Source organism: Mesorhizobium sp. M1027 (assembly GCF_040318745.1).
Taxonomy (GTDB): Bacteria; Pseudomonadota; Alphaproteobacteria; order Rhizobiales; family Rhizobiaceae; genus Mesorhizobium.
The window spans coordinates 179399-204705 of record NZ_JAMYMW010000012.1 but is presented as its reverse complement, the minus strand read 5'-3'; the positions used below and the strand labels follow the sequence as shown (position 1 = coordinate 204705).

The window sequence follows — 25307 nt, the reverse complement described above, 5'->3', positions numbered from 1 at the left end:
AGAAATCTCCACGCGGCCCTACTGCCTATGGCGAGAGGTAGCGCTTTCGCAGGCGATTGTTCAAGCGCCACCACGTCGCCGCAATCGATATGATAGGATTTTTTATCGAGTGGAGGTTCCCGATGAGACGCGCCCTTTTTGCAGCGACCGCCTTTATCTCTCTTGCCGTTGCCGGCCAATCGGCGCCCGCCGCAGACGCGCCTTATATCGACGACAGGTCGAATGCCGAAGCGGTGATCCGGTCGCTTTATAGTGCCATCAGCCGGCACGAATTCGCGCGCGCCTGGGACTATTTCGGCGACACCAAGCCGGCCAGGGATTTCAATTCCTTCGTCAAAGGCTATGACGGCACGGACACGGTCGAAGTCAAAACCGGTGGCGTATCCGAAGACGGGGCTGCCGGCAGCATCTACTACAGCGTTCCGGTCGCCATCCGGGCGACGGCCAAGGACGGCAGCGAGAATGTCTTTGCCGGCTGCTATACGCTGCGCCAGATCAACGCCTCGATCCAGGAACCGCCATTTCGGTCGATCTTCATCGACAAGGGTGCGCTGAAACCCTCAAAGGCCGATTTCGAGGATGCCGTGCCGGCAAGCTGCGGCGAAGGACCGCCGCCGCCGAAGAAGGACGCAGCGCTTGAGCAGGCCAACAAGGCGTTTGCCGCGACTTATGGCGACCAGTGCGACAAGGATCTTTTGCCGCAGAAGCCGGACATCTTCTCGATCCACTATAAGGACAAGGATGCGGCTGCCAGCGATCCCGAAAGCGAAACGCGGCTTTTCCATTTCGCCTGCTCGGCCGCGGCCTACAACGAAAACTCGATCTATTACATGAGCGACGACGTGCTTGGCGTAAGACAATTGCAGTTCGCCGAACCTGAAATGGACATCCGCTACGAGAACAATGACAGCGACGGCAAATTGCTGGGCATGACCATAGTTGGCTTCCAGACCTCCGGCTGGGCAACCAATTCCGATTACGACGAAGAGACCAAGACGATCACCACCTTCAACAAATGGCGTGGCATCGGCGATGCCTCTTCGTCGGGGACCTATCTGTTTCGCAACGGCGATTTTTCCCTGGTCCAGTACGACGTCGACGCGTCTTATGACGGCGAGGAAAATCCGCAGACGGTCGTCGACTACAACACCGCGCCTTAAGGGGCCTTCGACAACATCCAGTTGAGCGTGCCGCGCCAGTCGGTCATGCGGATGGGCGTGCCGTGCGTGCCGGTCTCGAAGCGGACGAAGCGTGTGGGATAGCTCTTTGATTTGGCCAGGATGGAGCGGAAGAAGGCTTCCTGTTTCTCGATTGGAAACACCGGGTCCTTGCTGCCTTGGCCGAAGAAGACCGGCACACGACGCTTGAAGGCGGGGCTTGAGAAGAAACTCTCGTCCCATAGCGAGCCGAGCAGCAGCAGCCCATCGATGCGCCGGCCGGTATCATTGCGGGCGGCCAGCTTCCAGCATAATGAGCCGCCCATCGAGCCGCAGGCGACGAAGATTTTTGCGCTCGGCGATTGTTCGGCATAGTGGTCGATCAGCGCGGCGATCTGGGCGGCACCTGTGTCGCCGAAATCGGAAAAGTCCGGCGATAGATAGAGACCGCCGTTGCCCGCCATCAGGTTCTTGATGCGATTGAAATTACCGCCGAAGGTAAAGTCGTCGGTGCCCTGCTTACGGCTGCCGCCCTGCCCGTGCAGATAAAGCACGATGATGCTGGCGCCCCCGGTCTTGCCGACGGCAATGTGGCGGACATCGCCGGCGTCGGTCTTCAGCAAGAGATCCTGCTGCACCTTGCGCACGCCGGTTTCGGTGTATTGCGCGTGCACACGACGCTCAGGCACTTCGTCACGAGCGTTGATGTCGCGCAGCTCACGATAATCGACCACCGTATAGGCGCCGTTGCTCTCGGACGAGAGGGTGACCGGATAGGCGAACAGATCGTCCTTGAAGGGTTTGAGTTCGAGAGCGTTGGCATAGGCGACACAAAAGAGCTGCAAAAGAATCGCCATCAGCAGGGCCGGGAGGCCCGAGGGGGGCAAGCGGAACCGGAAGCAGGAACGAAAGGCCATCCCTCAGCCATGCGTTTTTCGGCTTCGGTTTGTCAATCCTGCAGCACGCCGCCGGCGCCTTCCAGCGCCTCGCGCGTGTCGACATCGATCGCTGCCCCTTCGCCGATCTCGACATCGATGACGTCGAGCCCTTCGGCCTCGACCAGATGGCGGGCGCCGGTATCGCCTTGGAGGTGAGCGATCGCGGCAAACAGCGAACGCGGCAGCAGCACCGGATTGCCGCGCCGCCCAGCGTGCGAGGCCCGCACCACCGATCGGCCTTCGGACCTGCGGAACGCCTCCATCAGCCTGTCGAGGTCGGCCGAGGCGACGCCGGGCATATCGCCGAGGACAATCATAGCGCCGGCGGCGTCGCCGGAAATCTTGGCGATGCCGGCCTTTAGCGACGAAGACAGACCCTCGGCGAAATCCGGATTGTCGGCGAAGGTCACATCGAGGCCAGACAGTGCACTGCGCACGCGCTCGCTCTGGTGGCCGGTGACGACGATGGTGGCCGCGGCTTTCGAACCGACCGCGCGTTCGGCGGTGCGGCGGACCAGAGGCTTGCCATCGAACAGTGCCAAGAGCTTGTTCGGCCCGCCCATGCGGCTGGAGCGGCCGGCGGCCAGAAGCACAATCTCGACCTTTGGTTCGGCTTTGGCCGGCAACGGCTCGCGCGGTTGCGGCCGCGTCGGAATTTCCATCAACAGCCCGCCGACACCCATGCCGGCAATATCCCTGGCGGTCACGTCGAGACCGGCGATCAGCCGGTCGAGCACCCAGTCGAAGCCGTTCTCCTTGGGACTGCGGGCGCAGCCCGGCGCACCGATGATGCGCTTGCCGCCGAGTGTGCCGAGCACCAGCAGATTGCCGGGATCGACCGGCATACCGGCGCGGATGACAGTGCCGCCCGCCCTTTCGATCGCAGCAGGAACGACGTCGCCGAAATCGGCCATCGCCGAAGCGCCGAAGATCACCACCATATCGTTGTCGCGGATCAGCGAGGCCGCAGCCTCGGCGACGGGGATAATTTCATGCGGCGTTCGACGCTCCGCCGTCAGCCTGCCGCCCGAACGCGCCAGGCGTGCTTCGGTGACGCGCAGCGTCTTGTCGAGCACGCTGGGTTTGATGCCGGGCAGCACCGTCTGGATGACGCCGACGCGCACCGGCTGATAGGCGTTGACCGCAAAGATCTCGCCGCTCGCGCAGATCCTTGCCACCGCATCGACCAAAGCGGAGGCGACCGCAAACGGAATGATCTTCACCGTTGCTACTATCTGACCTTTTTCGACCGGCGCATGCTGCGCGAGCGTGGCGATGGTGATCGTCGGATCGACGGCGTTGATGGCGTCGATCATCGCCGCGTCGACGGTGAACATGCCGGCAGCCTGCGCGTGGAGGTTGACCCTACCTGTCGCGGCAGGCTTCGCCTCGATGTCGCGATGGATCATACATGCGGCGATCTTTTCAGCGGCGAGGTCCTCGCTGAGATCATCGGGCGCCAACACCGCCGCGACGACCTCGGAAATGCCAGCGGCCTTCAACAGGGACACATCCCCGGCGCTTAACCGGTGCGCCTTGCGGTAGCGGCGCTCTCCGGCTGTAGTGGCGTGCGCAAGCACTGCCCCTTCGGCCGCATCGATCGCAACGGGACCAAATTTCACGCGACCGCGCCTTTGGATTCGAGGCCGCGGGAGCGAAAGGCATGGATCGCTTGCGCCAACACCGCGACGGCAATCTCGGCCGGGCTGGCAGCTCCAATGTCGAGGCCGATCGGGGCATGAATGCGGGCGATCTGGTCGGCTGTCGCCCCCGAAGCCAGCAGGCGTTCCACACGTTTGGCGTGGGTCTTGCGGCTGCCGAGCGCGCCGACATAAAAGCAGCCGGCGTCGAGCGCCGCCTTCAACGCGAAATCGTCGATCTTCGGATCGTGGGTGAGAGCAGCCAGCGCCGTATAGTTATCGAGCGGCTGACGCGTCAGCACATCCTGTGGCCATTCGGCATGCAGCGCGATATCGGGAAAACGATCGGGCGTGGCAAAGGCCGTGCGCGGATCGATGATCTCGACAGGATAGCCGGCGATCCTGGCCATCGGTGCCAGCGCCTGGCTGATGTGGACGGCGCCGATCACCACCAGGCGCGGCTGCGGCAGATGTGCGTTGAGGAAGAACGTGCGCCCCTCAGCTTCGACCGAACCGGAATTGCCCGTGCGAAATGCCTTGGCGACGGCCGCCCCGAGTTCACCGGCTACCCGGTCTCCCTCGCGCACGACACGGTCGCGGCCGTCGCCGAGATCGGTGACCAGGATTGCCGCGCGGCGGGCGCGGCGTTCGGCGTTGAGTGTCTTCAGCGCATAGGGATCCATTCGAGATCAACCCAATCTTTCTACATAGACCTTGATGCGGCCGCCGCATGACAGGCCGACTTGCCAGGCGGTCTCGTCTGCGACGCCGAATTCGAGCATTTTGGCCTTGCCGCTATCGATAACCTCGAGCGCCTCGGTGACTACGGCGCCTTCGACGCAGCCGCCCGAGACGGAGCCGTGGAAATTGCCTTCGGCGTCGATGACCAGGTGGCTGCCGACCGGCCGCGGCGCCGAGCCCCAGGTCTCGACCACGGTGGCAATGGCGACATCCTTGCCGTCCTTCATCCAGCCCTCCGCGATGATTAGCGGGTCGCGAGCCTCATCGAGATAGATACTGCGTTCCATGATTCCTCCTTGGGAGACATGTGGTTACGCGACGCGCTTCACGCCAGCCTCGATCCGCCGGCGCGGGTCGACCGAACCCATAAAAACAGCACGGTTGCCAGCGACCGGTCCGCCACATAATCCGCACGGGTCAACAGATCGAGCGTCTCGTCGATCATCCGCGGCGCCGGACGCGGTTTTCCACTCGGTCATTCTGTCTCCGCGGGCGCGGCCATCTGAAAGCCTCTACAAAGCGTGGTAGCCGCGGTTGTGATAGATCAGCGGCCGCAAGTTATCGCCCATGCGCAAACCTGTAACCTTGCCAAAAAGCACCCGGTGGGTGGCCAGATCCTTGGAGTCGATCAGTTCGCAGTCGAAGACGGCGAGCGCGCCCTTCAGCGTCGGCGCACCAGTCGAGATCACATCCCATTCGGCCAACGCGAAACGCTCCTCGACCGGCAGGCCGGTCATGCCGGAAAAGCCGATCGACAGCGGCTCCTGATCCGAAGCCAGCGTGTTCAGGGCAAATTTGCCGTTTTCCACGAACGGCTCATTCTTGGGATTTTCGCGATTGAGGCAGACCAGGATGGTTGGCGGCGTGTCCGACACCGAGCAGGCCGCGATCACCGTCGCGCCGCGCCTGCCGGCGGGGCCATCGGTGGTGACTACATGCACATGACCGGCAAAATGGGCCATCGCGTCGCGGTAGGCCTGCGGCCCGATGTCATTCTTCTTCAGCACCGATGATTTTCCACTAGTCAGAACCAACCGTTATATATGGGGGGATATTGCAGCCCACAAGCGAAGTGCTTGACGTATATCCTGGATTCCCGTGTTGCGCCAAAGCTGGCCAGCCTTTAGGTCTTGACGGCATTGGCGCCGGCAGAACACGCGACCGGCGCGGAGGAATTCTTCGCTCGCATGCGACCTTGGACAACCACAATAGCGGTGCTGGCCTGGCTCTCGGTCGCCGGTAGTGCGAGCGCCGAGACGCTGCTGGTCGGCGTCGCGGCACCATTGTCGGGGCCGTCGGCGATCCTAGGCAAACAGATCGAGGCAGGCGCGACAATGGCGGCTGAAGCGAACGACGCCGAAATCACGACGATCGATGACGCCTGCACGGCCGATGGTGGCGCCGCCGCCGCGCGGGAGTTCACCGCGGCCAAGGTCAACGTCGTCATCGGGTTTTTGTGCACCGACGCAATCGAGGCGGCTCTGCCGATCCTCAAGGATGCCGGCATACCGGTGATCACAGTCGGCGTTCGCACGGAAAGCCTGACCGACCGACGCGCCAAGACGGGATGGCCGATCTATCGTCTCGGGCCGCGCGGCGACGACGAGCGCAATGCCGTCGCCGCCATTCTCACCCGCCTATGGCAGACCGAGCTGTTCGCCATCGTCGACGACGGCACGATCTATGGCCGCGAAATGGCCGAGACGTTTCGGGCAGCCGCCGAGCAAGCGGCTCTGAAGCCGGTGTTCGTCGACACGTTCCGGCCGCAGCTCGACAACCAGATCGGCCTGATCGGCCGACTTAAGAAAGCCGGCGCAACGCATGTCTTTGCCGGCGGCGACGGCGATGATGTCGCCATTATGGGCCGGGATGCTGGCCAGCTAAATACCGGCATAGTGTTTGCCGGCGGCGAAGCGTTGCGCGCGCCGCTCGGCGATGTGCCTTATGCCATCGGCACGCTGATGATCGCGCCGCCCGAATGGGCCGATGTCGCCGACCCCAAGGTGCTGCAGAGCTTTGCCGCACAAAACATCGTGCCGGAAGGTTACACCCTGCCCGCCTATGCTGCGGTCGAGATCGCCAAGTCGGCTTCGGCATTGACGCAAAGCTCAGGCGAGAGACTGGCCAACGTGCTGACCGCGCATGACTTCACCACGGCGATCGGACCGATCCGCTTTGACGAAAAGGGTGACCTGACGCAAAATCCTTATCGAGCCTACCGTTTCGACGGCGGCCGTTTCGTGCCGGCGGAGAGCCAATGATGTCCAGCACGGGGATGTTCCGTACGGGTCCACGCAATCTCATCACCGACGTCGCCGGCCTGCGTGTCGGCAATGCGGCGAATGCGAAGCTGAAATCCGGCGTGACCACCGTCATCTGCGACGAACCGGCGGTGGCCGGCGTGCAAATCCTGGGCGGTGCGCCAGGCACCCGCGAAACCGACCTGCTCGAGCCGCACAATTCGATCCACGCCATCCATGCCGTGGTGCTTTCCGGCGGCTCGGCTTTTGGCCTCGACGCCGCGTCAGGGGTGCAGGCGGCCTTGCGCGAAAGAGGCATCGGCGTCGAGGTCGGCGGCTTTCGGGTGCCGATCGTGCCGGCGGCGATCCTGTTCGACCTGCGCAATGGCGGCGACAAGGATTGGGGCCGGTATCCGCCTTACCGCGACCTTGGCTACGAAGCCGCGCAAGCCGCCGCGATCGACTTTGCGCTCGGCACTGCCGGCGCAGGTAGTGGGGCTTTGAGCTCCGGCCTGAAGGGCGGGCTCGGCTCGGCCTCGACAGTGCTGGACAGCGGCGTCACCATCGGCGCGCTCGCCGCCGTCAACCCGACGGGCTCGGTGACGGTCGCCGGGACCCGCCATTTCTGGGCGGCGCCGTTCGAGATCGGCGACGAGTTCGGCGGCTTAGGCTTTCCTCACCCGATGCCTGACGATGCCAGAAAGATCCTGCTGAAGTTCCGTGACAAGCATGCCGCAGAGCGGGCGGAAACCGGCGCCAACACGACCATCGCCGTGATCGCCACCGATGCGGTACTCACCAAGGCCGCCGCCAAACGCCTGGCGATATCAGCGCATGACGGCTTTGTCCGTGCCATTTGGCCGACGCACACGCCCGCAGACGGCGATCTGGTCTTTGCGCTGGCAACGGGCAAGAGCGGCATCGAGCTCAGGCCCAACGATGCGATCGATCTCTACGCCGCCGCCGGCGCCACGATGGCGCGCGCCATCAGCCGCGGCGTCTTTGCCGCGACGCCGGCCGAGGGCGATCTGTTCCCGGTCTGGTCGTCGCGCTGACCGCGCAGGGCTCATTCGGATTTGCCATAACCGGACTGGACTTATGATCAAGTGGGGTCGGATTTTTCTTCCTCGAACGTGACCGCAACGTCGGAGTTTGCCGACAGCCGCACCTTTTGGCCCTCGACCTCGGCGACAAGGCTGAGAGGAATGAAGTGGTGATGACCCCTGTGAGCGCCCTCACCGCTGTCGCGCTTGGTCAGCTTGATGCGATCTCCGTCAACCTTGTCGACGGTACCGACATGGACCCCGTCGGCGCCGATCACTTCCATACGTTCGCGAATCTTGGCTGCATCTGTCATGGGGGTCTCCCTTATAGCGCCGCGCGCTTTTGAACGCGCAAAGGACGCTCTAAAGCATTTTGAATCAATGCGCCGTACCTTCCGAAATCGATCCTGATTTTCGGAAGGCACGATGCGGTGAAGCTGCCGACAATAACAAACGACAGCCGGATTGGATGCATCGACTTTGTGTTTCAGTCAGCACGATCTTTTGACGGCATCGTGATAGGAATTGACGTTCCCCGCCATGCGCTATCGCGCCCTGTATCGTCTCCGCCGCGCTCTGCCGTCGCTGCGCACGGCATTTGCCGGTGCCTTGCTGTGGGCCATGGCGATGGGCGCCAGCGCGCTGCTCAATCTGCTGCAGTACAATTGGGAGACCTCGGCAAAGATCCGCTTCGTCTCGCTGCTTTATGCAGCCGGCGGTGCGCTCGCTTCCCGATTGGGCTGTTCCTGGCGCGGCTCGTCTCGCTCGGACGCCACTGGGAGATCGCCCTCGCCGCCGCCTTCGTCTGCCTTCTCGCAGCGACGATTGTCTTCACCGGCGGCCTCTTTGGGCTGCAATACCGCTCCTACTATGTCCAATGGCATGCGCCCGCGTTCACCATCACCTGGGTTTTCCAGTTCGTGTTTACGATGTTGACGGCACTCTACCAGTTCGTCGTCCTTGGCATCCGGCTGTATTTTCCGCTCGGTTTCATTGCGCTCGCTGTCGCCAGTGTCTGGTTTGCGCGCCAGCAACGTTGAGCATTTTGCCTGCCTCTGTTAGGACGCGGGCAAATGCTCTCGCAAGTCAGGACCGACTGATGATCCCTCGCTACTCCCGGCCGGAAATGGTGGCCATCTGGTCGCCCGAAACCCGGTTCCGCATCTGGTTCGAGATCGAGGCCTACGCCTGCGACGCATTGGCCGAGCTCGGCGTCATCCCGAAGGAGGCCGCCAAGACCATCTGGGAGAAAGGCGGGGCGGCGAAATTCGATGTCGAAGCCATCGACGAGATCGAGCGCGTCACCAAGCATGACGTCATCGCCTTTCTCACCCATCTTGCCGAATTCGTCGGGCCGGATGCCCGCTTCATCCACCAGGGCATGACATCCTCCGACGTTCTCGATACCTGTTTTGCCGTGCAGCTCACCCGTGCCAGCGACATCCTGCTGGCCGACATTGACGGGTTGCTTGCGGCGCTCAAGCGCCGCGCCTTCGAGCACAAGGACACGATCACAATCGGCCGCAGCCATGGCATCCATGCCGAGCCGACCACCTTCGGCGTCAAGCTGGCGCAGGCCTACGCCGAATTCTCGCGTTGCCGCGAGAGGCTGGTGCACGCACGCAAGGACATCGCCACCTGCGCCATCTCCGGTGCGGTCGGCACCTTTGCCAATATCGACCCATATGTCGAAGAATACGTGGCCAAGAAACTCGGACTGAAGCCGGAGCCGGTGTCGACGCAGGTGATCCCGCGCGACCGCCACGCGATGTTCTTCGCCACGCTCGGCGTGATCGCCTCGTCGATCGAGCGGCTGGCGATCGAGGTGCGCCATCTGCAGCGCACAGAGGTACTCGAAGCAGAAGAGTACTTTTCACCCGGCCAGAAGGGTTCGTCGGCGATGCCGCACAAGCGCAACCCGGTGCTGACCGAGAACCTAACCGGCCTTGCCCGCATGGTGCGCTCGTTCGCATTGCCGGCAATGGAGAATGTGGCGCTGTGGCACGAGCGCGACATCTCGCATTCCTCGGTCGAGCGCATGATCGGGCCCGACGCGACGGTGACGCTCGATTTCGCGCTCTCACGGCTGACCAGCGTTGTCGACAAACTGCTCGTCTACCCCGACAACATGCTGAAGAACATGAACAAATTCCGCGGCCTTGTGCATTCGCAGCGCGTGCTGCTAGCGCTGACGCAAGCTGGCGTTTCGCGCGAGGACGCCTACCGGCTGGTGCAGCGCAACGCGATGAAGGTGTGGGAGCAAGGCGCTGATTTTCTTGAGGAACTTTTGGCCGACAAGGACGTTGTCGCAGCCTTGCCCGAGGCCGAGATCCGCGAGAAATTCGACTTGGGCTATCATACCAAGCACGTCGATACGATCTTTAGGCGGGTGTTTGGAGAGGCCTGATGATTTCGTCGGCCGGAGATTTCGATCTCCTTGCCCTGCCCGGGCGCGGCAACTCCGGGCCGGATCATTGGATGTCGCATTGGTGCCGGGTGTTCCCCAATTCGAGCCGCGTGCTGCAGGCCGAGTGGGACCGGCCTAAGCCCGGGGACTGGATCGGCCAGGTGGATGCGGCGGTGGCCGCCGCACCGCGCCGCGTCGTGCTACTTGCGCATTCGCTGGCGGTGGCGACGGCGGTGAAGTGGGCTGCTAGTGCCAGTCAAAGCCAACTCGACAAGGTCGCGGCGGCATTCCTGGTTGCCGCGACCAATGTCGAGGATACCGATCCCTCATTCGACGCGGTGCGCCCGTTCGCGCCGATGCCGCTGAAGCGCCTGCCCTTCCCGGCATTGGTGGTGGCGAGCCGCAGTGACCCGCGCGTCACTTTCGACAAGGCGACCGCTTTTGCCGCAGCCTGGGGCGCGGATATCGCCGATGCCGGCGATCTCGGCCATATGGGAAACGAGGCCGGCCTCGGCCTGTGGCCGGCGGGCCTGCTGATGCTTGGCCGCTTGCTTGAAAAGGCGAAGCTCTAACCGAACTACGCCTTGCCGGGAACGGTCCTGATCACCGTGCCCCACGGATCCTCGCGGGTCGTTGCATCAGCCACATTGTCCGAACGCATCTCGACCCAGGCCAAGCCGGAGCGGGCGGGATCGCGGCGGCCGGCACCCGCGCTCTGCCACGCATTTGCGCCAATGTGGTGATGATAGCCGCCGGACGACAAGAACACCGCCGCGCCACCGTATTTTGCCACGGTGTCGAAACCGAACTCCTGATGCCACCATGCTTCGGCTTCTTCCGGTCGGCCGACCCGCAGATGGACGTGGCCGATAATGCTGTTTTCCGGCGCGCCCTGCCAGCCGACATCACCGGCCGGCACTTCGGCAATGACCGACGGAATGTTCAGCCGCTCCGTCGCCATCGCGATCTTGTCGCCATTCCATTTCCAATCCTGGGGGCGGCGGTCGGCATAGATCTCGATGCCGTTGCCTTCCGGGTCGGTAAGATAAAGCGCCTCGCTGACCAGATGATCGGACGCGCCCTCGATGCCAATCTTGCCGGCGATGGCGTGGTTGATCCAGCGGCCGAGATCGACCCGGCTAGGGAGCAGGAAGGCGGTGTGGAAAAGACCGGCGCTGCGCGGGTCATCGGGTTTCGCAGCCGGATCCGCTTCGATGTCGAGCAAAGGGCGATTGACTGCGCCGAGCGTAATCGTGCCGCCGGCGCGGCTCAGTTCCTGCAAACCGACGACTTTGCGATAGTAGGCAGCGAGATTTTCTGCATCGCGCGCCCGTAAGCCGACGCGGGCAACGCTGACCGGGGTCGTTGCGGCAAAAGGCAGTTCGCTCATCAAAGTGCTCCGTTCAGCCGGCGCTCGACAAGCTTCCAAGGGAGGAACCCGGCGCCATCAATCATTCTACGCCGTGTCCGTGCCAAAATCTCGGAACAGCCATTCTTTCCTGGCGACAGATCGTCGATCGGTATCGTTCACACAAGAGCGCAAGAAGCGAACAAGGTGTTCACAATAGCGAGCAGACCGGGCTCATGAGAGGTGCGTTTGCATGTCGCTAATGAGTTTATACCCGGTTGCACCCGACAGCGCCTCTCGCTACATGCGCGCCATGAAAGTCAGGGAAGCAGATATTCTCATCGTGCCGGGCTACACCAATTCCGGCCCCGATCATTGGCAGAGCCGCTGGCAGTCGAAACTATCGACAGCGCGCCGCGTCGAACAGACGGAATGGTCGAAACCGGTGCGCGAGGATTGGACGGCCGGTGTCGCCAAGGCGGTTAACGAGGCCGAGCGGCCGGTCGTCATTGTCGCTCACTCGCTTGGCGTCGCCGCGGTCATCCAGGCATTGTCTCGGTTCGAGCGACCGGTCGCCGGCGCTTTCTTCGTGGCGCCGCCCGATGTCGCCAATCCAAAGATAAAGCCGAGGCACCTGATGACCTTCGGTCCCTATCCGCGCGATCCTCTGCCATTTCCGTCGGTGGTGATCGCCAGCCGCAACGACCCGTTCTGCGCCTTTGGCGTCGCCGAGGACATTGCCGCGGCCTGGGGCTCGCTGTTCATCGACGCCGGCGATGCCGGTCATCTCAACGCGGATTCCGGCTTCGGCCCCTGGCCCGAAGGTTCGATGACGTTCGCGAAATTCCTGACGGATCTCTAGGAAGCGATCGAATCCCTGACGCTGCTCAGCAGGGTCTTTGCCCCAAGCGAAATCAGAGAATGCTCCGAACCCATCGCCAGCAGCCGGTAACCCATCGACACCACACGACCGGCAATGGCCGGTTCCATCACATAGATCGCCGCATGCTTGCCGGCCTTGCGGGTGCGCTCGGCGATCGAGGCGACGGTCTCCATCATGCTCTCCAGCGTCGAACTGACGGTGGTCCCCTTCGACCAGGCGATCGAGAAATCCGACGGGCCGAGGAAGATGCCGTCGATACCCGGCGTGTCGAGAATGCCGTCGAGTGCAGCAAGCGCGGCGCGCGTTTCGACCATGGCGAACGCCATGGTGCGCTGGTTGCTGTCGCGCAGCCAGTCGGCATGATCGCCCTTGCCATGGCGCGGAAAGGCATAGGTGGGGCCCCAGGAGCGCTCGCCGAGCGGCGGGTATTTCATGGCGGCGGCAAACAGCCTTGCGTCCGCCACTGAATTCACCATCGGTGCAATCACAGCCTCGGCGCCGAAGTCGAGCGCGCGGCTGGCCATGTCGAAGCGGCCGACCGGGATGCGCACCAAAGCCGGCTTGTTGGCGGCCAGCACCGGCACAAGCCCGCGCAGCACGCTGTCCTCGTGATGGCCACCATGCTGCATGTCGAGCGTAACCGCGTCGAATCCTTGTCTGGCCAGTATCTCGACCGTCAAAGCATCCGGCACGCCTGACCATGCGGTGAACAGTGTCTCGTCGGCCGCAAGGCGTGACTTCAGGGACATTGGCGATTTCCTCTTTGGTTGCAACAATTCAGCCGGAAATGACCGCAAAGGCAAAGAAAAACCGCCCGGTTGGGCCGAGCGGTCGATTGGTCCAGCATTCGATCGGTATCGAGAAGGATCAGGTGTTCTTGATCTGCTCGATCGCCTGCGCCATCAATTCATCCATGGTGCGGCGGATCTGATGGTCCGACTGCTCAATGCCGGCCGCATCGAAATCCTTGCGTATCTTGCGGAAAACGTCGTGATCGCCGGCTTCCTCAATGTCGCTGACGACCACTTCCCTGGCATAAGCGTCGGCATCGGTGCCTGACTTGCCGAGCTTTTCGGCAGCCCACAGGCCGAGCGCTCTGTTGCGGCGTGCCGCGGCCTTGAACCGAAGTTCCTCGTCGAATGCGAATTTGCGCTCAAAGCCCTCTTCGCGGTCTTTCATGCTGCTCATGGCATCCCTCCGTGAAATCCGATTCGTCGTGCCAATATGTGTTGCCGGAGCACAAACCAAAAGGGCGCCGGCCGGTCAATATGCTACATTGCTTGCTGCGCTGCGGCATTTCGGTCCCCGAAAGCGGTTGATTGAAAGGATTTGCCGATTGAGCAAACAGTGCGATTGGGATAGACACCGGCATTGAACCCCACCGTCGCCATCTTATTTTAGGCAGACGGACAGGAACTGGTCGCTTGCCGCCTGCCCGCAAATCCAGAGAAAAATCAGATGAAAAATCGCCGCCGCATTTATGAAGGCAAGGCCAAGATCCTTTATGAGGGACCGGAGCCTGGCACGCTGATCCAGTTCTTCAAGGACGACGCTACCGCTTTCAACAAGAAGAAGCATGAAATCGTCGATGGCAAAGGCGTGCTCAACAACCGCATTTCCGAGCACATCTTCAATCATCTCAACCGGATGGGCATCCCGACCCACTTCATCCGCCGGCTCAACATGCGCGAGCAGCTGATCAAGGAAGTCGAGATCATTCCACTCGAAGTGGTGGTGCGCAACGTCGCCGCCGGCTCGCTGGCCAAGCGTCTCGGCATCGAGGAAGGCACCGTGCTGCCGCGCTCGATCATCGAATTCTATTACAAGGCCGATGCGCTCGACGATCCGATGGTCTCGGAAGAGCACATCACCGCCTTCGGCTGGGCGAGCCCGCAGGAGATCGACGATGTCATGGCGCTGGCCATTCGGGTCAACGACTTCCTTTCGGGACTGTTCATGGGCGTCGGCATCCAGCTCGTCGATTTCAAAATCGAATGCGGCCGCCTGTTCGAAGGCGATATGATGCGCATCGTCGTCGCCGACGAGATTTCGCCGGATTCCTGCCGGCTGTGGGATGTGGCGACGCAGGACAAGCTCGACAAGGATCGCTTCCGCCGCGACATGGGCGGGCTGGTCGAAGCTTATCAGGAAGTTGCCCGCCGTCTCGGCATCATGAACGAGAACGAACCTCCGCGTCCGGCCGGGCCGGTGCTGGTCGCATCGACCGACGGTGTCAAAGGCAAGCCGCACTGATGGCTTGCCCGCTCAACAGGTGAACAGGAGCATGTCCAGCGTGATCAAGGCCCGCATTACCGTAACCCTCAAGAACGGAGTGCTAGACCCACAAGGCAAGGCAATCGAGCATGCGCTGTCCGCAATGGGTTTCGGCGGCATCGGCCAGGTGCGGCAAGGCAAGGTTTTCGATGTCGAGCTTGCCGAGGGCGACAGGGCCAAGGCTGAGGCCGATCTGAAAGCCATGTGCGACAAGCTTCTGGCGAATACGGTGATTGAGAATTACGCGGTGGAGATCGCCTGAGGTGAAATCAGCCGTCGTCCTGCTCCCCGGCCTCAATCGCGACCGCGACATGATCGCGGCGCTGACCAAGATTTCCGGCGCGCCGCCGGTCACCGTCTGGCAGACGGACACCGAAATTCCCGATGTCGACCTGATCGCCATTCCCGGCGGCTTTTCCTTTGGCGATTATCTGCGCTGCGGCGCCATTGCCGCGCGCATGCCGGTAATGCGGGCTGTCGCCGAAAAGGCGGCCAAGGGCGTCACGGTCATCGGCGTCTGCAATGGCTTCCAGATCCTGGTCGAGGCCGGCCTGCTGCCGGGCGCATTGATGCGCAACACCTCGCTGAAATTCGTCTGCCGCCAGGTGAAGCTGCAGATCGCCAATGCCAACACGATGTTCACCCGCCGCTACCAGCCGGGCCAGATCATCCGCGCGCCGGTGGCGCACCATGACGGCAATTATTTTGCCGACGCCGAAACTTTGGCCCGCCTCGAAGGCGAAGGCCAGGTGGTGTTCCGCTATGCCGAAGGCACCAATCCCAACGGCTCGATCAACGACATTGCCGGCATCGTCAACGGGCGGGGCAACGTGCTCGGCCTGATGCCGCATCCCGAGAACCTGATCGAAGTGGCGCATGGCGGCAGCGACGGCCGGGCGCTGTTCGAAAGCGCCCTGGGCATCGCCGCTTGATGCCTTCAATTTTCCTCCTGGAGCGACGGTCATGAAACTCTATTCGCGGCCGTTGTCGCCCTATTCGTCGATCGTGCGGGCGCTGGCCTACATCAAGAACGTGCCGCTCAAGGTCATTGCACCGCCGCCTGGGTTTCCCATCCCCGAGGCATTTCGTGCCATCTCGCCGCTGAACCGGATTCCGGTGCTGATCACCGGCTCGGGCGAAACGATCGTCGAATCGGTGGTGATTGCCGAGTATCTGGAGGAGCGCTTTCCCGAGCCAGCGCTGCTGCCCAAGGATTCGAAGGACCGGGCACTGGTGCGCATGTTCGCTCGCATCACCGACCTTGACGTGCTCGCCCCCACGATGAAGCTGTTTGAGCTCTATTTCGTACCGCAGCGCAACGAGGCCGAGATCAAGACACAGTTCGCCCGACTGCATCACGGGCTTGCGGCAATCGAGGCCCGCATGGCGCATGGCCCGTTCGCGCTCGGCGACGACATCTCATTCGCCGATGCGTGGCTGACGCCGACCCGCTTCGTCTTCAACAATTTCAGGGCGACGATCGGCCGCCCCGACCTGCTTGATGCCTATCCGAAATTCGATGCCTATGAGCAAATCGCCTTGCAGCATCCGGCGCTGTCGCGCGTCTGGGGTGAGATGACAGACGGTCTGAAGATCTTTCTGTCCGAACTCGAGATGGGCGCCGCTTGACCATGCGATCGACACTAGCCCGCCTCGCCCTCGCCGCTTCCGCCGGTCTTGTACTCGCCTCCTGCCAGTCAGGCCCGAAGAGCACGCCAGCGCCGGCGGGCAAGAGCGCGTCACTGCTTGCCATGGAGCAGGTGGCAATAGCTGCCCACAAATGCTGGATCGCCAGCAAGGACCCTGCGTTCAAATCCTACCAGATGGCCAACGAACTGAATTCGTTCAGCGGCACGCCGCGCTTCCTGCTGGTGCCGGCCAAACACTATGGCGGAAAGCCGTTGCTGGTCGTGCAGGCGCAAGGCAAGTCGAGCCGCGTCGACGTATTCGGCCCATTGATGGCGGAACCGCTCGGCGCCCGCATCGGCTCGGACATTGCCCGCTGGCAGACGGGCAATCCGGCCTGTGGCGCTGCTGCCTAGCCCAATGGGTCGCTTGCTGCAGATCACCGGTCTGGTCGTCGGCCTGGCCGGGCTCGTCCTGCAGCTCTGCATCACCGTCCCGGCATCAATGGAAGCCGGCCGCGGCTTTGTCGGCTCGCTGGTCTTCTATTTCAGCTTCTTCACCATCCAGACCAATATCGGCGCGGTGCTCGTCCATGCCTCGTTGCTGTCGTCAACGGGTTATGCCTGGTTTCCGGCTTTTGCCGCCCCACGGATGCGGGCGGGCGTAGCCGTCGCCATAACGCTGGTTCTCATCGTTTATGCAACGGTCTTGGCGCAGCTTTGGCAGCCGCGAGGGCTGTTCCTGCTCTGCGATGTGCTCTTGCACTATGTGACGCCGGTGTTGTTCGTGCTGTGGTGGCTTGTGGCGGGCGCCGACGGCTCGACGCGGTGGCGTGACATCTCCTGGTGGATGATTTATCCGATCGCGTATCTGGCCTACGCGCTGCTGCGGGCGCCGATTGCCGGTGAAGTGCCCTACCCGTTCCTAGATCTCGCCAAGAACGGCGCGACCAGCGTCGCCGTCTCGGCCGTGGCCATCACGGGGCTTTTTTTCGTGCTATGTATTGTGGCGGTGCTTGTGGACCGCGGCGTCGCGCGGCTCAGGACGGCGAGCGTCCGCTGAAGCGCTCGAACGCATCAGTCCCAGAACGGCCTCAGACCTTCACGATGGGCATCGCAGCGCGAGATACCGATGTCCTTGAGCTGATCGTCGGTCATCTCGAGCAGGACCAGCCGACTGCGCCGGCGCTCCAGCAGACCGTCGATCCATCGGACGAATGACGTGACCACTTGCGCGATCCGGCGAACATAGGATCTCCGGCCCGACGAGCGGCTTCCGGTCAATTCAACTGCCGCGTAGCGGATTGTCTCTATTGTACCCATTGTCTTTCTGCCAAGATTGCATTGTGCCTTTCGTGCGGCCCGCTTCATATGTATTGACTCTCATTTCGGTGCAATGTAAAAAATTGTCACCATGACAACTTGGCTTCCAGACCTGACCGCCCGCACCGGCCCGCTCTATCAGCGGCTTGCCGATTCCATCGAGACGGACATCGACCGCGGCCTGATCGGTGCAGGGGCAAAGCTGCCGCCGCAGCGCGATCTGGCATACGACATTGGCACGACCGTCGGCACGGTCGGCAGGGCCTATCAATTGCTGCGCGAGCGGGGATTGGTCAGCGGCGAGGTCGGCCGCGGAACCTATGTTATCGCTCAACAGTCGGAGAGCGCAAAGCCGGATTTCCTAGGGCCGGTCGAACAAGGCACACGCTATATGGATGCGCCCGGCGACAAGCTGCGCTTCGATAGCACGGCCGCACCGGATGTCGGCCAGGGTGCCATCGTCGCCGACGTGTTGACACGCACGGCGCAAGACCATCCGCATGAGATTTCAAGCTATACTCGTGATTTCCCGGACCGCTGGTTGGAAGCGGGCAGACGCTGGCTGTCGCGCAATTCCTATCGCCCGGCGGCGGATGCAATCGTTCCCACGCTCGGCACCCACGCCGCGGTGATGGCAACCATTGCGGGACTCACCGCCCCCGGCGACTATGTCGTCTTCGAGCACCTCACCTATTCGCAGATCTCCCGCAGTGCCGGCCTGATCGGTCGCCGGACCGCACTGGTGGCGGCTGACGACGAGGGCATAGATCCCCAGGATTTCGAGCGCGTCTGCGCACAAAAGCATCCGAAGATGATTTTTTTAATGCCGACGGCGAAGAACCCGACGCTGACAACGCTGTCGGCATCGCGCCGCGAAGCAATCGCGCATGTCGCCCGTCAATATAACGTCGTCCTGATCGAGGACGATCTCTATGGTGGACTGACCGATGACCCAACGCCTTTAATGGCCGAATATGCTCCCGAACGGACCATCGTTGCCGGCGGCCTGTCGAAATCGGTCGCGGCGGGTGTTCGCGGCGGTTGGCTCGCTTGCCCGCCGGCCTACCGTCACCGCATCCGGGTCGCCCATAAGATGATGACGGGCGGCCTGCCCTTTCTGCTGGCGGAGGTGGGCAGCCGGCTGGTGCTGTCCGGTCAGGCCGCCGAGATGCGCAAGCGCAGCATTGCCGAGATCGGTGCGCGCATCGCGATCGTGCGCGAGACACTCGACGGCTTCGACTTCAAGGCGCTGGACAATGTGCCGTTCGTCTGGCTCACTTTGCCCGACCCGTGGCTTTCCGGCACCTTCAAACAGGCTTGCCTCGAACATGGCGTGCTCATCGACGACGAGGATGAGTTCAAGGCAGGGCGTTCCGAACAGGCCTTTCACGGCGTGCGGTTTGGCATCTCGCAGCCGCGACAGCGGGACGATATCGCGCACGGCGTCGCGGTGATCCGGCGGCTTCTGGACGAGGGCCGCGCCGGCTACGACAGCTTTTCCTGAACCGGCTTGAAACCGGCGGGTCGAGTGGCGATCTTTCGCTACTTGCCGTCAGCTGTTGCTTTCCATCGTTTTAGTCATCCGACGGGGTGTATCGGCTGCAAAGCTTGCGATAAGACGGGACTCGATCCCCAGGACACAATTGCCGATCATGACCATTTCCAATTCCGTGCCGATCACTCCTGAACTCATTGCCGCGCACGGGCTGAAGCCCGACGAGTACCAGCGCATCCTCGACCTGGTCGGGCGCGAACCGAGCTTTACCGAACTTGGTATTTTTTCGGCGATGTGGAACGAGCATTGTTCCTACAAATCCTCGAAGAAGTGGCTGCGCACGCTGCCGACCACCGGGCCGCAAGTCATCCAGGGCCCGGGTGAGAATGCCGGTGTGGTCGACATCGGCGACGGCGACTGCGTCGTCTTCAAGATGGAGAGCCATAACCACCCCTCCTATATCGAGCCCTATCAGGGCGCTGCGACCGGCGTCGGCGGCATCCTGCGCGATGTCTTCACCATGGGCGCGCGACCGATCGCGGCGATGAACGCGCTGCGCTTCGGCGCGCCTGATCATCCCAAGACAAGGCACCTCGTTGCCGGCGTCGTTTCCGGCGTCGGCGGCTATGGCAATTCCTTCGGCGTGCCGACGGTCGGCGGCGAGGTCAATTTCGACGCCCGCTACAATGGCAACATCCTGGTCAATGCGTTTGCCGCAGGCCTCGCAAAGACAGACGCAATCTTCCTGTCCGAGGCCAAGGGCGTCGGCCTGCCGGTCGTCTATCTCGGTGCCAAGACCGGGCGCGACGGCGTCGGTGGCGCCACCATGGCTTCGGCTGAGTTCGACGACAAGATCGACGAGAAGCGCCCCACCGTCCAGGTTGGCGATCCGTTCACCGAAAAATGCCTGCTCGAAGCCTGCCTCGAACTGATGGCGTCCGGCGCCGTTATCGCCATCCAGGATATGGGTGCGGCCGGCCTCACCTGCTCGGCGGTCGAGATGGGCGCCAAGGGCGACCTCGGCATCGAGCTCGATCTCGACAAGGTGCCGGTGCGTGAAGAGCGCATGAGCGCCTATGAGATGATGCTTTCGGAGAGCCAAGAGCGCATGCTGATGGTGCTGCGCCCCGAAAAGGAAAAACAGGCCGAGGCGATCTTCCACAAATGGGGCCTAGACTTTGCCATCGTCGGCAAGACCACCGACGATCTGCGCTTCCGCGTGCTGCACCAGGGCGATGAGGTCGCCAATCTGCCGATCAAGGATCTCGGCGATCAAGCGCCGGAATATGACCGTCCCTGGGTCGAACCGAAGAAGCCGGCGCCGCTGGCCGGCGATGCACCTCAAGCCGATGTGGCCGACGCACTGCTCAAGCTGTTGGGGGGACCGGACCTTTCCTCACGCCGCTGGGTGTGGGAGCAGTACGACACGCTGATCCAGGGCAATTCCCTGCAGCTTCCCGGCGGCGACGCCGGTGTCGTGCGCGTCGATGGCCACCCGACTAAGGCGCTCGCCTTCTCCTCCGACGTGACGCCGCGCTATTGCGAGGCCGACCCTTACGAGGGCGGCAAACAGGCCGTTGCCGAATGCTGGCGCAATCTTACCGCCACCGGCGCTCTGCCGCTCGCGGCCACCGACAACCTCAATTTCGGCAATCCGGAACGGCCGGAGATCATGGGCCAGCTGGTTGGTGCCGTGAAAGGCATCGGCGATGCCTGCCGGGCGCTTGGCTTTCCGATCGTCTCCGGCAACGTCTCCCTCTACAATGAGACCAACGGCCAAGGCATCCTGCCGACACCAACCATCGGCGGCGTCGGGCTGATTGCCGACTGGTCGAAAATGGTGCGGATCGGCTTTGCCGCCGAAGGCCAGATGATCGTGCTGGTCGGCGCGCCGACCATGTGGGGCACGCATCTTGGCCAGTCCGCCTATATGCGCGACATCCATGGCCGCGCCGACGGCCCGCCGCCGCCGGTCGATCTCGACCACGAGAAGCGGGTCGGCGACCATGTGCGGGCGCTGATCGGTTCCGGTGTCGTTAGCGCGGCGCATGACGTTTCCGACGGCGGCATCGCGGTGGCGCTGGCCGAGATGGCGATGGCCTCCGGCATCGGCGCGACCATTCCTGGCCTGATCGGTACGGATCCGATCCCCGTCTGGTTCGGCGAGGATCAGGGCCGCTACCTGCTGACGCTGTCGATCGATCCGCAGAGCGAGGAATGGGACGCCATTCGCGAACAACAAAGCAAACTCGGCATTTTTGCACCGTGGATCGGCTCGACCGGCGGCAGCGAATTGAAGCTGGGCGAGGCGCGTGCGATACCGGTCAGCGAATTGACCGCCGCCCACGAATCCTGGTTCCCTCGCTTCATGGCAAATGAGGTCGTGGACCCGTGATGTGATCAAGCGGGGCCGTTTCGGTGTGGTTCATCCGCCTTTTCGACCATATCTATGAGATCACGACCTGAACAAGGAATCCTCATATGGCAATGGACGCCCACGACATCGAACGGCTGATCAAGGAAGGCATTCCGGACGCCAAGGTGACCATTCGCGACCTGGCCGGCGACGGCGACCATTATGCGGCTGAGGTTGTGGCCGAAAGCTTTCGCGGGAAAAGCCGCGTCCAGCAGCACCAGATGGTCTATGACGCGCTGAAGGGCAACATGGGCGGCGTGCTGCACGCGCTTGCCCTGCAGACCAGCGTGCCGGACTAATTCTACGCAAGCGGGAAGTCATGGCCAAAGGCGACAGCGATCCGGTTGCAGTCAGTGCCTATGCTTCCTTCGCCAAGCGCTATGATGCGCTGGCGCCGACCAAGCCGCACAACGCCCTCTATGAACGTCCGGCCTCGTTCGAATTGCTGGGCGAGGTTGCTGGACTGGATGTGTTGGACGCGGGCTGCGGCTCCGGCATCTGCTCGGAGAAGCTGGCTCGCTCGGGTGCGCGGGTAAGTGCCTTCGACATCACGCCGGAAATGCTGACTTTGGCGCGCGAGCGCTGCGGGGGATTGGAAGTCGATATCCGGCTCGGCGATCTCGAAAAGCCTCTCGACTGGCTCGCAGACGGCACTTTCGACCGCATAATCTGTTCGCTGGCGCTCGATTATGTCGAACGGCTGGCGCCGGTATTCGCCGAATTTCATCGCGTTGCTAGGCCTGGAGGCAAATTGGTGTTCTCCATGGGCCACCCAATGCGCGACTGGCAGGACGAACGCACGCGCGGAACGAAACCTTATTTTGAAATCAACCGCTGGGGCATGCATTGGGGCGGTTTTGGGGAGCCCAATCCCTATGTCGAGTCCTATCGAAGACCGCTCGGCGATATCCTCAATGGCCTTGCCGATACAGGCTGGACGCTCGACCGCTTCGTCGAGCCACTTCCCGCGCCTGAGATGGAAATGGTCGACCCCAGGCATTTTGCCGAACTGAGTTTGGCGCCTGCATTCATATGCGTGCGTGCGCACAAATATTGCCTCACCTTTTCGCCGAAACGGCAATGATCGGCCCGGCTGGATAGTTTCCACCCACAATCATCCGCTCGCCGTTCGACAGCGCCGAAACGGCCCCGTCGAAGAAAAGCGCGTTGGGACAATCGAGCGCGTCTCGAAACAGTCGGGCGAAGCTGCCGAGGCTGACCTCAGAGCGCGAGATCGCCAGCACGACAGTGTTTTCGTCACGCACGCCGACGCCATTGCGGATATAGCGCGATGTGCCGTTTTGCTCGAAGCGGGGATGAAGCCGGCCGTCGATCACCAGCATCGGGCCGGATTGCGTGGCAAACATCACGTCCAGTCTGGTCGCAACATAGGCGCTTGTCTCGATGACCGCCGCCTTGCCATCCTTCCGGACCAGGAAGACGCCGTTCGGTTTCAGGAAGAAATTGCCTTCGCTGTCGGCGAGGTTGATCGGCGCCTTCTCCCGGCCGTCCTCGACGAGAAGGCCGACCGGAGTCAGGTCTTGGTGATACATGCCGGCGTTCATGGCGAGCAGCACCGGCCGGCCCTGATCCGCCATCGCCTTGTCGAATTTGTCCAGTGAACCGAAAGCCTTGCCGTCAATGCCTGCGTGGAACACACCGATTTCATAGCGGCGCAGATCGATTTCGCAGACGAAATAGGCGACCGCCTCGAAGCTCGCGTCGCGGCACGGCGCCGGTAATTCACCGCCAACGACGAGAGGTGGCTGCCTCGGCGACTTGGCCCACCAGATCAAGGACAGTGCGGCGAACAGAACGGCGAGGACGACCCCGGCGAGATATCGTCTTTTCATCGCGCCTCGGGACGAATGGTGGCCAACGGCTTGGCCCAAGATCAGACCTTCCTTTGCGCCATTTGCATGGCAAGGCGGCAAACATCTTGTTTCGCGCAACCCATGGGTTTATTTGAAGGGTAATGTTCGAGCCTGACTCCCACAGGCATGAAAGGGTATTCCATGAGCGGCATCAACGACTACATTGACAATGAAGTGAAGGGCAACGACGTCGTTCTCTTCATGAAGGGCACACCCGGCTTTCCGCAATGCGGATTTTCCGGCCAGGTCGTGCAGATCCTCGACTATATCGGCGCCGACTATAAGGGCGTCGACGTGCTGACGTCGGCCGAACTGCGGCAAGGCATCAAGGACTACTCCAACTGGCCAACCATCCCGCAGCTCTACGTCAAGGGCGAGTTCGTCGGCGGCTGCGACATCATCCGCGAGATGTTCCAGGCGGGCGAATTGCAGACCTTCCTCGTCGAAAAAGGCGTCAGCGTCAAAGGCGCCGCCTGATTTCTGTTTCTGCGTATGACCTTCTGACTGCGATTTTCGGGGGTCAAGCGATAAGCGCCGGGGCAGCCCCCACCTTGGCAAAAAGTTCTGCCCGACATCGGGGCAATCAACGAATGGATGCGTCGGCCAGCCGGCGCATTTTCGTTGAGGATCGGACTGGCCGTGGATCAGCAAGCACAAGCGCAGCAAAAGGCAAGCACCTTGCCCATTCCGCGCTGGGAATTCATTGCGCTGTGCGCGGCGCTGATGGCGCTCAATTCGCTGGCCATCGACATTATTTTGCCGGCGCTGCAGCAGATCGGCGCTTCGCTTGGCGTCGAAAATGAAAACCACCGGCAATATGTGGTCACCGCCTATATCCTTGGCTTTGGGGGCGGACAGCTGTTCTTCGGGCCGATCTCGGACCGTTTCGGGCGCCGCGCGCCTCTTGTCGCTGGGCTGGTGATCTACGTCGTGGCGGCCGGCGCTGCGGCAATCGCCCCGTCATTCGCCACGCTTCTGCTATGCCGGGCCGTGCAAGGCGTCGGCGCGGCGGCGACGCGCGTCATTGCCGTCTCGATCGTGCGCGATACGTTCGACGGAAGGCGCATGGCCGAAGTCATGTCCTTGATCTTCATGGTGTTCATGGCCATTCCGGTGGTCGCGCCCGGTATCGGCCAGTTCATAATGCTGTTTGCGACCTGGCATGTGATCTTCGTCACCATGGCAGCCGGCGCGCTGATCGTGTCCGCCTGGTCGCTGCTGCGCCTGCCCGAGACACTACACCCCGAATATCGCCGGCCGCTAACGCTGTCCTCCGTCATCGGCGGCTTCCGCATCGTTCTCACCAACCGCATCGCGCTCTGCTACGCCTTCGCCAGCACCTTCATCTTCGGCGCCATGTTCGGCTTCATCGCATCGGCCCAGCAGATCTATGTCAGCGTGTTCAATGTCGGTGAGATGTTCCCGGTCATCTTCGCGGGGGTTGCCGGCGTGCTTGCGTTTTCGAACTACCTCAATTCGCGCCTCGTCGGCCGTATCGGCATGCGCCGCCTGTCGCAAAGCGCGCTGCTGCTGTTTCTGGCAATCAGCCTTGCCCTGGCTGGTCGTTTCCATCGAAATGAAGATGCCGCTCTGGCTCTTCATTGCCTTCTTTGCCTGCGCCATGGTCCCGTTCGGCGCGCTCGGCGCGAACTTCAACGCGCTCGCTATGGAGCCGCTGGGGCACCTGGCCGGCACTGCGTCGTCGATCCTTGGGTTCATGCAGACATTTCTTGGCGGCATTCTCGGCACGCTGATCGGCCAAGCCTTCAACGGCACGGTGACGCCGCTGGCCGCCGGGTTCTGCAGCGTGTCGGTGGCGGCGCTGCTGATGATTCTGCTGGCCGAGCGCGGCAGACTATTCCAGCCGCATAACCCGCCGGTTTAATGCACATTGCGCGTGCGC

The 25307-nt window shown here is 62.4% G+C and carries 28 protein-coding genes and 3 pseudogenes; 19 read left to right on the top strand and 12 right to left on the bottom strand.

Translation table 11 applies throughout. The features are described 5' to 3' along the window. Positions 1-122 precede the first annotated feature (122 nt). The gene (locus tag NKH50_RS23000; RefSeq protein ID WP_352881150.1) at positions 123-1160 is read left to right on the top strand and encodes a DUF1176 domain-containing protein; all 1038 of its coding nucleotides are present in this window, start codon (positions 123-125) and stop codon (positions 1158-1160) included. Here NKH50_RS23000 and NKH50_RS22995 read toward each other — a convergent pair. The 6 genes and pseudogenes from NKH50_RS22995 to NKH50_RS22975 form a co-directional block, all read right to left on the bottom strand. Next, positions 1157-2014: an alpha/beta hydrolase family protein gene (locus NKH50_RS22995; protein WP_352506411.1), complete on the bottom strand. Its 858-nt coding sequence runs from the start codon at positions 2012-2014 to the stop codon at positions 1157-1159. The genes NKH50_RS23000 and NKH50_RS22995 overlap by 4 nt on opposite strands. 92 nt (positions 2015-2106) lie before the next feature. Continuing rightward, positions 2107-3717 (bottom strand): NTP transferase domain-containing protein, encoded by a 1611-nt coding sequence (locus NKH50_RS22990; RefSeq protein ID WP_352881148.1) that lies wholly within the window; start codon positions 3715-3717, stop codon positions 2107-2109. Continuing rightward, on the bottom strand, positions 3714-4418 hold the full coding sequence (locus NKH50_RS22985; RefSeq protein ID WP_352506413.1) for an XdhC family protein: 705 nt from the start codon (positions 4416-4418) through the stop codon (positions 3714-3716). Before NKH50_RS22985 ends, NKH50_RS22990 begins: the two co-directional genes overlap by 4 nt. A 6-nt stretch (positions 4419-4424) precedes the next feature. Next, positions 4425-4763 (bottom strand): XdhC family protein, encoded by a 339-nt coding sequence (locus NKH50_RS22980; RefSeq protein ID WP_352506414.1) that lies wholly within the window; start codon positions 4761-4763, stop codon positions 4425-4427. A gap of 62 nt (positions 4764-4825) precedes the next feature. After that, a pseudogene (locus NKH50_RS29010) lies at positions 4826-4921 on the bottom strand (AAA family ATPase); the annotation flags it as partial. A gap of 67 nt (positions 4922-4988) precedes the next feature. Then, positions 4989-5483: a flavin reductase gene (locus NKH50_RS22975; protein WP_254817660.1), complete on the bottom strand. Its 495-nt coding sequence runs from the start codon at positions 5481-5483 to the stop codon at positions 4989-4991. Between the two features lie 180 nt (positions 5484-5663). On the opposite strand from NKH50_RS22975, the gene NKH50_RS22970 reads away from it, so the two are divergent. Together NKH50_RS22970 and NKH50_RS22965 are read left to right on the top strand one after the other, a co-directional pair. Then, entirely contained in the window at positions 5664-6737 is a 1074-nt protein-coding gene (locus NKH50_RS22970) for a branched-chain amino acid ABC transporter substrate-binding protein (protein WP_352881145.1), read from the top strand. Between the two features lie 14 nt (positions 6738-6751). Then, positions 6752-7771, top strand: a complete 1020-nt coding sequence (locus NKH50_RS22965; RefSeq protein ID WP_352881185.1) for a P1 family peptidase — start codon at positions 6752-6754, stop codon at positions 7769-7771. A gap of 47 nt (positions 7772-7818) precedes the next feature. Here NKH50_RS22965 and NKH50_RS22960 read toward each other — a convergent pair whose 3' ends face one another. After that, entirely contained in the window at positions 7819-8073 is a 255-nt protein-coding gene (locus tag NKH50_RS22960; protein WP_254817658.1) for a DUF2171 domain-containing protein, read from the bottom strand. A gap of 226 nt (positions 8074-8299) precedes the next feature. Here NKH50_RS22960 and NKH50_RS22955 point away from each other — a divergent pair. From NKH50_RS22955 to NKH50_RS22945, 3 genes and pseudogenes are all read left to right on the top strand, one after another. Beyond that, positions 8300-8799, top strand: a pseudogene (locus NKH50_RS22955) (hypothetical protein). Positions 8800-8858: 59 nt separating this feature from the next. Next, positions 8859-10166 carry an adenylosuccinate lyase gene (gene purB / locus NKH50_RS22950; protein ID WP_352881143.1) on the top strand — a complete coding sequence of 436 codons (1308 nt, stop codon included), beginning with the start codon at positions 8859-8861 and terminating at the stop codon, positions 10164-10166. Further along, positions 10166-10738, top strand: coding sequence for an RBBP9/YdeN family alpha/beta hydrolase (locus NKH50_RS22945; RefSeq protein ID WP_352881141.1), 573 nt, complete (start codon positions 10166-10168; stop codon positions 10736-10738). Before purB ends, NKH50_RS22945 begins: the two co-directional genes overlap by 1 nt. Positions 10739-10743: 5 nt before the next feature. On the opposite strand, the gene NKH50_RS22940 is transcribed toward NKH50_RS22945, so the two are convergent. Then, positions 10744-11556, bottom strand: coding sequence for a VOC family protein (locus NKH50_RS22940; protein WP_254817653.1), 813 nt, complete (start codon positions 11554-11556; stop codon positions 10744-10746). A 271-nt stretch (positions 11557-11827) separates the two neighbouring features. Here NKH50_RS22940 and NKH50_RS22935 point away from each other — a divergent pair, with 271 nt between their 5' ends. After that, positions 11828-12376 carry an RBBP9/YdeN family alpha/beta hydrolase gene (locus NKH50_RS22935; protein ID WP_352477510.1) on the top strand — a complete coding sequence of 183 codons (549 nt, stop codon included), beginning with the start codon at positions 11828-11830 and terminating at the stop codon, positions 12374-12376. On the opposite strand, the gene NKH50_RS22930 is transcribed toward NKH50_RS22935, so the two are convergent. Both NKH50_RS22930 and NKH50_RS22925 read right to left on the bottom strand, forming a co-directional pair. Next, complete coding sequence (locus NKH50_RS22930; RefSeq protein WP_352506422.1) at positions 12373-13146, bottom strand: HpcH/HpaI aldolase family protein; 774 nt, start codon at positions 13144-13146, stop codon at positions 12373-12375. The two genes, NKH50_RS22935 and NKH50_RS22930, sit on opposite strands and share 4 nt — an antisense overlap. A 118-nt stretch (positions 13147-13264) precedes the next feature. After that, the gene (locus tag NKH50_RS22925; protein ID WP_352506423.1) at positions 13265-13585 is read right to left on the bottom strand and encodes a DUF1476 domain-containing protein; all 321 of its coding nucleotides are present in this window, start codon (positions 13583-13585) and stop codon (positions 13265-13267) included. A 270-nt stretch (positions 13586-13855) separates the two neighbouring features. On the opposite strand from NKH50_RS22925, the gene purC reads away from it, so the two are divergent. From purC to NKH50_RS22895, 6 genes are read left to right on the top strand one after another with little or no spacing between them, the layout of a single operon-like run. Then, a complete protein-coding gene (gene purC / locus NKH50_RS22920) occupies positions 13856-14650 on the top strand; it encodes a phosphoribosylaminoimidazolesuccinocarboxamide synthase (RefSeq protein ID WP_023674725.1) in 795 nt (264 codons plus the stop codon). A 40-nt stretch (positions 14651-14690) separates the two neighbouring features. After that, positions 14691-14933 (top strand): phosphoribosylformylglycinamidine synthase subunit PurS, encoded by a 243-nt coding sequence (gene purS, locus NKH50_RS22915; protein ID WP_254817733.1) that lies wholly within the window; start codon positions 14691-14693, stop codon positions 14931-14933. 1 nt (position 14934) lies between these two features. After that, a complete protein-coding gene (gene purQ, locus NKH50_RS22910; RefSeq protein WP_352881138.1) occupies positions 14935-15603 on the top strand; it encodes a phosphoribosylformylglycinamidine synthase subunit PurQ in 669 nt (222 codons plus the stop codon). A gap of 31 nt (positions 15604-15634) precedes the next feature. After that, positions 15635-16300: a glutathione S-transferase family protein gene (locus tag NKH50_RS22905; protein WP_352649164.1), complete on the top strand. Its 666-nt coding sequence runs from the start codon at positions 15635-15637 to the stop codon at positions 16298-16300. Between the two features lie 2 nt (positions 16301-16302). Further along, complete coding sequence (locus NKH50_RS22900) at positions 16303-16713, top strand: hypothetical protein (RefSeq protein ID WP_352881136.1); 411 nt, start codon at positions 16303-16305, stop codon at positions 16711-16713. Between the two features lie 4 nt (positions 16714-16717). Further along, positions 16718-17359, top strand: a complete 642-nt coding sequence (locus NKH50_RS22895) for a Pr6Pr family membrane protein (protein ID WP_352881183.1) — start codon at positions 16718-16720, stop codon at positions 17357-17359. A gap of 14 nt (positions 17360-17373) precedes the next feature. On the opposite strand, the gene NKH50_RS22890 is transcribed toward NKH50_RS22895, so the two are convergent. Continuing rightward, positions 17374-17619, bottom strand: a complete 246-nt coding sequence (locus NKH50_RS22890; RefSeq protein ID WP_254817647.1) for a DUF1127 domain-containing protein — start codon at positions 17617-17619, stop codon at positions 17374-17376. Positions 17620-17710: 91 nt separating this feature from the next. Here NKH50_RS22890 and NKH50_RS22885 point away from each other — a divergent pair, with 91 nt between their 5' ends. The 4 genes from NKH50_RS22885 to NKH50_RS22870 all read left to right on the top strand — a co-directional run bounded on the left by NKH50_RS22885 (position 17711) and on the right by NKH50_RS22870 (position 22614). Then, positions 17711-19123, top strand: coding sequence for an aminotransferase-like domain-containing protein (locus tag NKH50_RS22885; RefSeq protein ID WP_352506428.1), 1413 nt, complete (start codon positions 17711-17713; stop codon positions 19121-19123). A 148-nt stretch (positions 19124-19271) separates the two neighbouring features. After that, complete coding sequence (gene purL, locus NKH50_RS22880) at positions 19272-21509, top strand: phosphoribosylformylglycinamidine synthase subunit PurL (RefSeq protein ID WP_254817645.1); 2238 nt, start codon at positions 19272-19274, stop codon at positions 21507-21509. Positions 21510-21595: 86 nt separating this feature from the next. After that, the gene (locus NKH50_RS22875; protein WP_023674714.1) at positions 21596-21829 is read left to right on the top strand and encodes a BolA/IbaG family iron-sulfur metabolism protein; all 234 of its coding nucleotides are present in this window, start codon (positions 21596-21598) and stop codon (positions 21827-21829) included. Between the two features lie 20 nt (positions 21830-21849). Then, complete coding sequence (locus NKH50_RS22870; protein WP_352881133.1) at positions 21850-22614, top strand: class I SAM-dependent methyltransferase; 765 nt, start codon at positions 21850-21852, stop codon at positions 22612-22614. On the opposite strand, the gene NKH50_RS22865 is transcribed toward NKH50_RS22870, so the two are convergent. Further along, complete coding sequence (locus NKH50_RS22865; RefSeq protein WP_352881131.1) at positions 22589-23383, bottom strand: phosphodiester glycosidase family protein; 795 nt, start codon at positions 23381-23383, stop codon at positions 22589-22591. The genes NKH50_RS22870 and NKH50_RS22865 overlap by 26 nt on opposite strands. A 162-nt stretch (positions 23384-23545) precedes the next feature. Here NKH50_RS22865 and grxD point away from each other — a divergent pair, with 162 nt between their 5' ends. Together grxD and NKH50_RS22855 are read left to right on the top strand one after the other, a co-directional pair. Further along, positions 23546-23881 carry a Grx4 family monothiol glutaredoxin gene (gene grxD / locus NKH50_RS22860; protein ID WP_023674712.1) on the top strand — a complete coding sequence of 112 codons (336 nt, stop codon included), beginning with the start codon at positions 23546-23548 and terminating at the stop codon, positions 23879-23881. Between the two features lie 246 nt (positions 23882-24127). Further along, positions 24128-25289 (top strand): annotated as a pseudogene (locus NKH50_RS22855) (multidrug effflux MFS transporter). The last annotated feature ends 18 nt before the right edge of the window (positions 25290-25307 follow it).

What these genes read in the sequence shown, in the direction of transcription:
- NKH50_RS23000 (WP_352881150.1), top strand. Translation starts at nt 123, where the DNA reads ATGAGACGCGCCCTTTTTGCAGCGACCGCCTTTATCTCTCTTGCCGTT.
- NKH50_RS22995 (WP_352506411.1), bottom strand. Translation starts at nt 2,014, where the DNA reads ATGGCGATTCTTTTGCAGCTCTTTTGTGTCGCCTATGCCAACGCTCTC.
- NKH50_RS22985 (WP_352506413.1), bottom strand. Translation starts at nt 4,418, where the DNA reads ATGGATCCCTATGCGCTGAAGACACTCAACGCCGAACGCCGCGCCCGC.
- NKH50_RS22980 (WP_352506414.1), bottom strand. Translation starts at nt 4,763, where the DNA reads ATGGAACGCAGTATCTATCTCGATGAGGCTCGCGACCCGCTAATCATC.
- NKH50_RS22970 (WP_352881145.1), top strand. Translation starts at nt 5,664, where the DNA reads ATGCGACCTTGGACAACCACAATAGCGGTGCTGGCCTGGCTCTCGGTC.
- NKH50_RS22965 (WP_352881185.1), top strand. Translation starts at nt 6,752, where the DNA reads ATGTTCCGTACGGGTCCACGCAATCTCATCACCGACGTCGCCGGCCTG.
- NKH50_RS22960 (WP_254817658.1), bottom strand. Translation starts at nt 8,073, where the DNA reads ATGACAGATGCAGCCAAGATTCGCGAACGTATGGAAGTGATCGGCGCC.
- purB (WP_352881143.1), top strand. Translation starts at nt 8,859, where the DNA reads ATGATCCCTCGCTACTCCCGGCCGGAAATGGTGGCCATCTGGTCGCCC.
- NKH50_RS22945 (WP_352881141.1), top strand. Translation starts at nt 10,166, where the DNA reads ATGATTTCGTCGGCCGGAGATTTCGATCTCCTTGCCCTGCCCGGGCGC.
- NKH50_RS22940 (WP_254817653.1), bottom strand. Translation starts at nt 11,556, where the DNA reads ATGAGCGAACTGCCTTTTGCCGCAACGACCCCGGTCAGCGTTGCCCGC.
- NKH50_RS22935 (WP_352477510.1), top strand. Translation starts at nt 11,828, where the DNA reads ATGAAAGTCAGGGAAGCAGATATTCTCATCGTGCCGGGCTACACCAAT.
- NKH50_RS22930 (WP_352506422.1), bottom strand. Translation starts at nt 13,146, where the DNA reads ATGTCCCTGAAGTCACGCCTTGCGGCCGACGAGACACTGTTCACCGCA.
- NKH50_RS22925 (WP_352506423.1), bottom strand. Translation starts at nt 13,585, where the DNA reads ATGAGCAGCATGAAAGACCGCGAAGAGGGCTTTGAGCGCAAATTCGCA.
- purC (WP_023674725.1), top strand. Translation starts at nt 13,856, where the DNA reads ATGAAAAATCGCCGCCGCATTTATGAAGGCAAGGCCAAGATCCTTTAT.
- NKH50_RS22905 (WP_352649164.1), top strand. Translation starts at nt 15,635, where the DNA reads ATGAAACTCTATTCGCGGCCGTTGTCGCCCTATTCGTCGATCGTGCGG.
- NKH50_RS22900 (WP_352881136.1), top strand. Translation starts at nt 16,303, where the DNA reads ATGCGATCGACACTAGCCCGCCTCGCCCTCGCCGCTTCCGCCGGTCTT.
- NKH50_RS22895 (WP_352881183.1), top strand. Translation starts at nt 16,718, where the DNA reads ATGGGTCGCTTGCTGCAGATCACCGGTCTGGTCGTCGGCCTGGCCGGG.
- NKH50_RS22890 (WP_254817647.1), bottom strand. Translation starts at nt 17,619, where the DNA reads ATGGGTACAATAGAGACAATCCGCTACGCGGCAGTTGAATTGACCGGA.
- NKH50_RS22885 (WP_352506428.1), top strand. Translation starts at nt 17,711, where the DNA reads ATGACAACTTGGCTTCCAGACCTGACCGCCCGCACCGGCCCGCTCTAT.
- purL (WP_254817645.1), top strand. Translation starts at nt 19,272, where the DNA reads ATGACCATTTCCAATTCCGTGCCGATCACTCCTGAACTCATTGCCGCG.
- NKH50_RS22875 (WP_023674714.1), top strand. Translation starts at nt 21,596, where the DNA reads ATGGCAATGGACGCCCACGACATCGAACGGCTGATCAAGGAAGGCATT.
- NKH50_RS22870 (WP_352881133.1), top strand. Translation starts at nt 21,850, where the DNA reads ATGGCCAAAGGCGACAGCGATCCGGTTGCAGTCAGTGCCTATGCTTCC.
- NKH50_RS22865 (WP_352881131.1), bottom strand. Translation starts at nt 23,383, where the DNA reads ATGAAAAGACGATATCTCGCCGGGGTCGTCCTCGCCGTTCTGTTCGCC.
- grxD (WP_023674712.1), top strand. Translation starts at nt 23,546, where the DNA reads ATGAGCGGCATCAACGACTACATTGACAATGAAGTGAAGGGCAACGAC.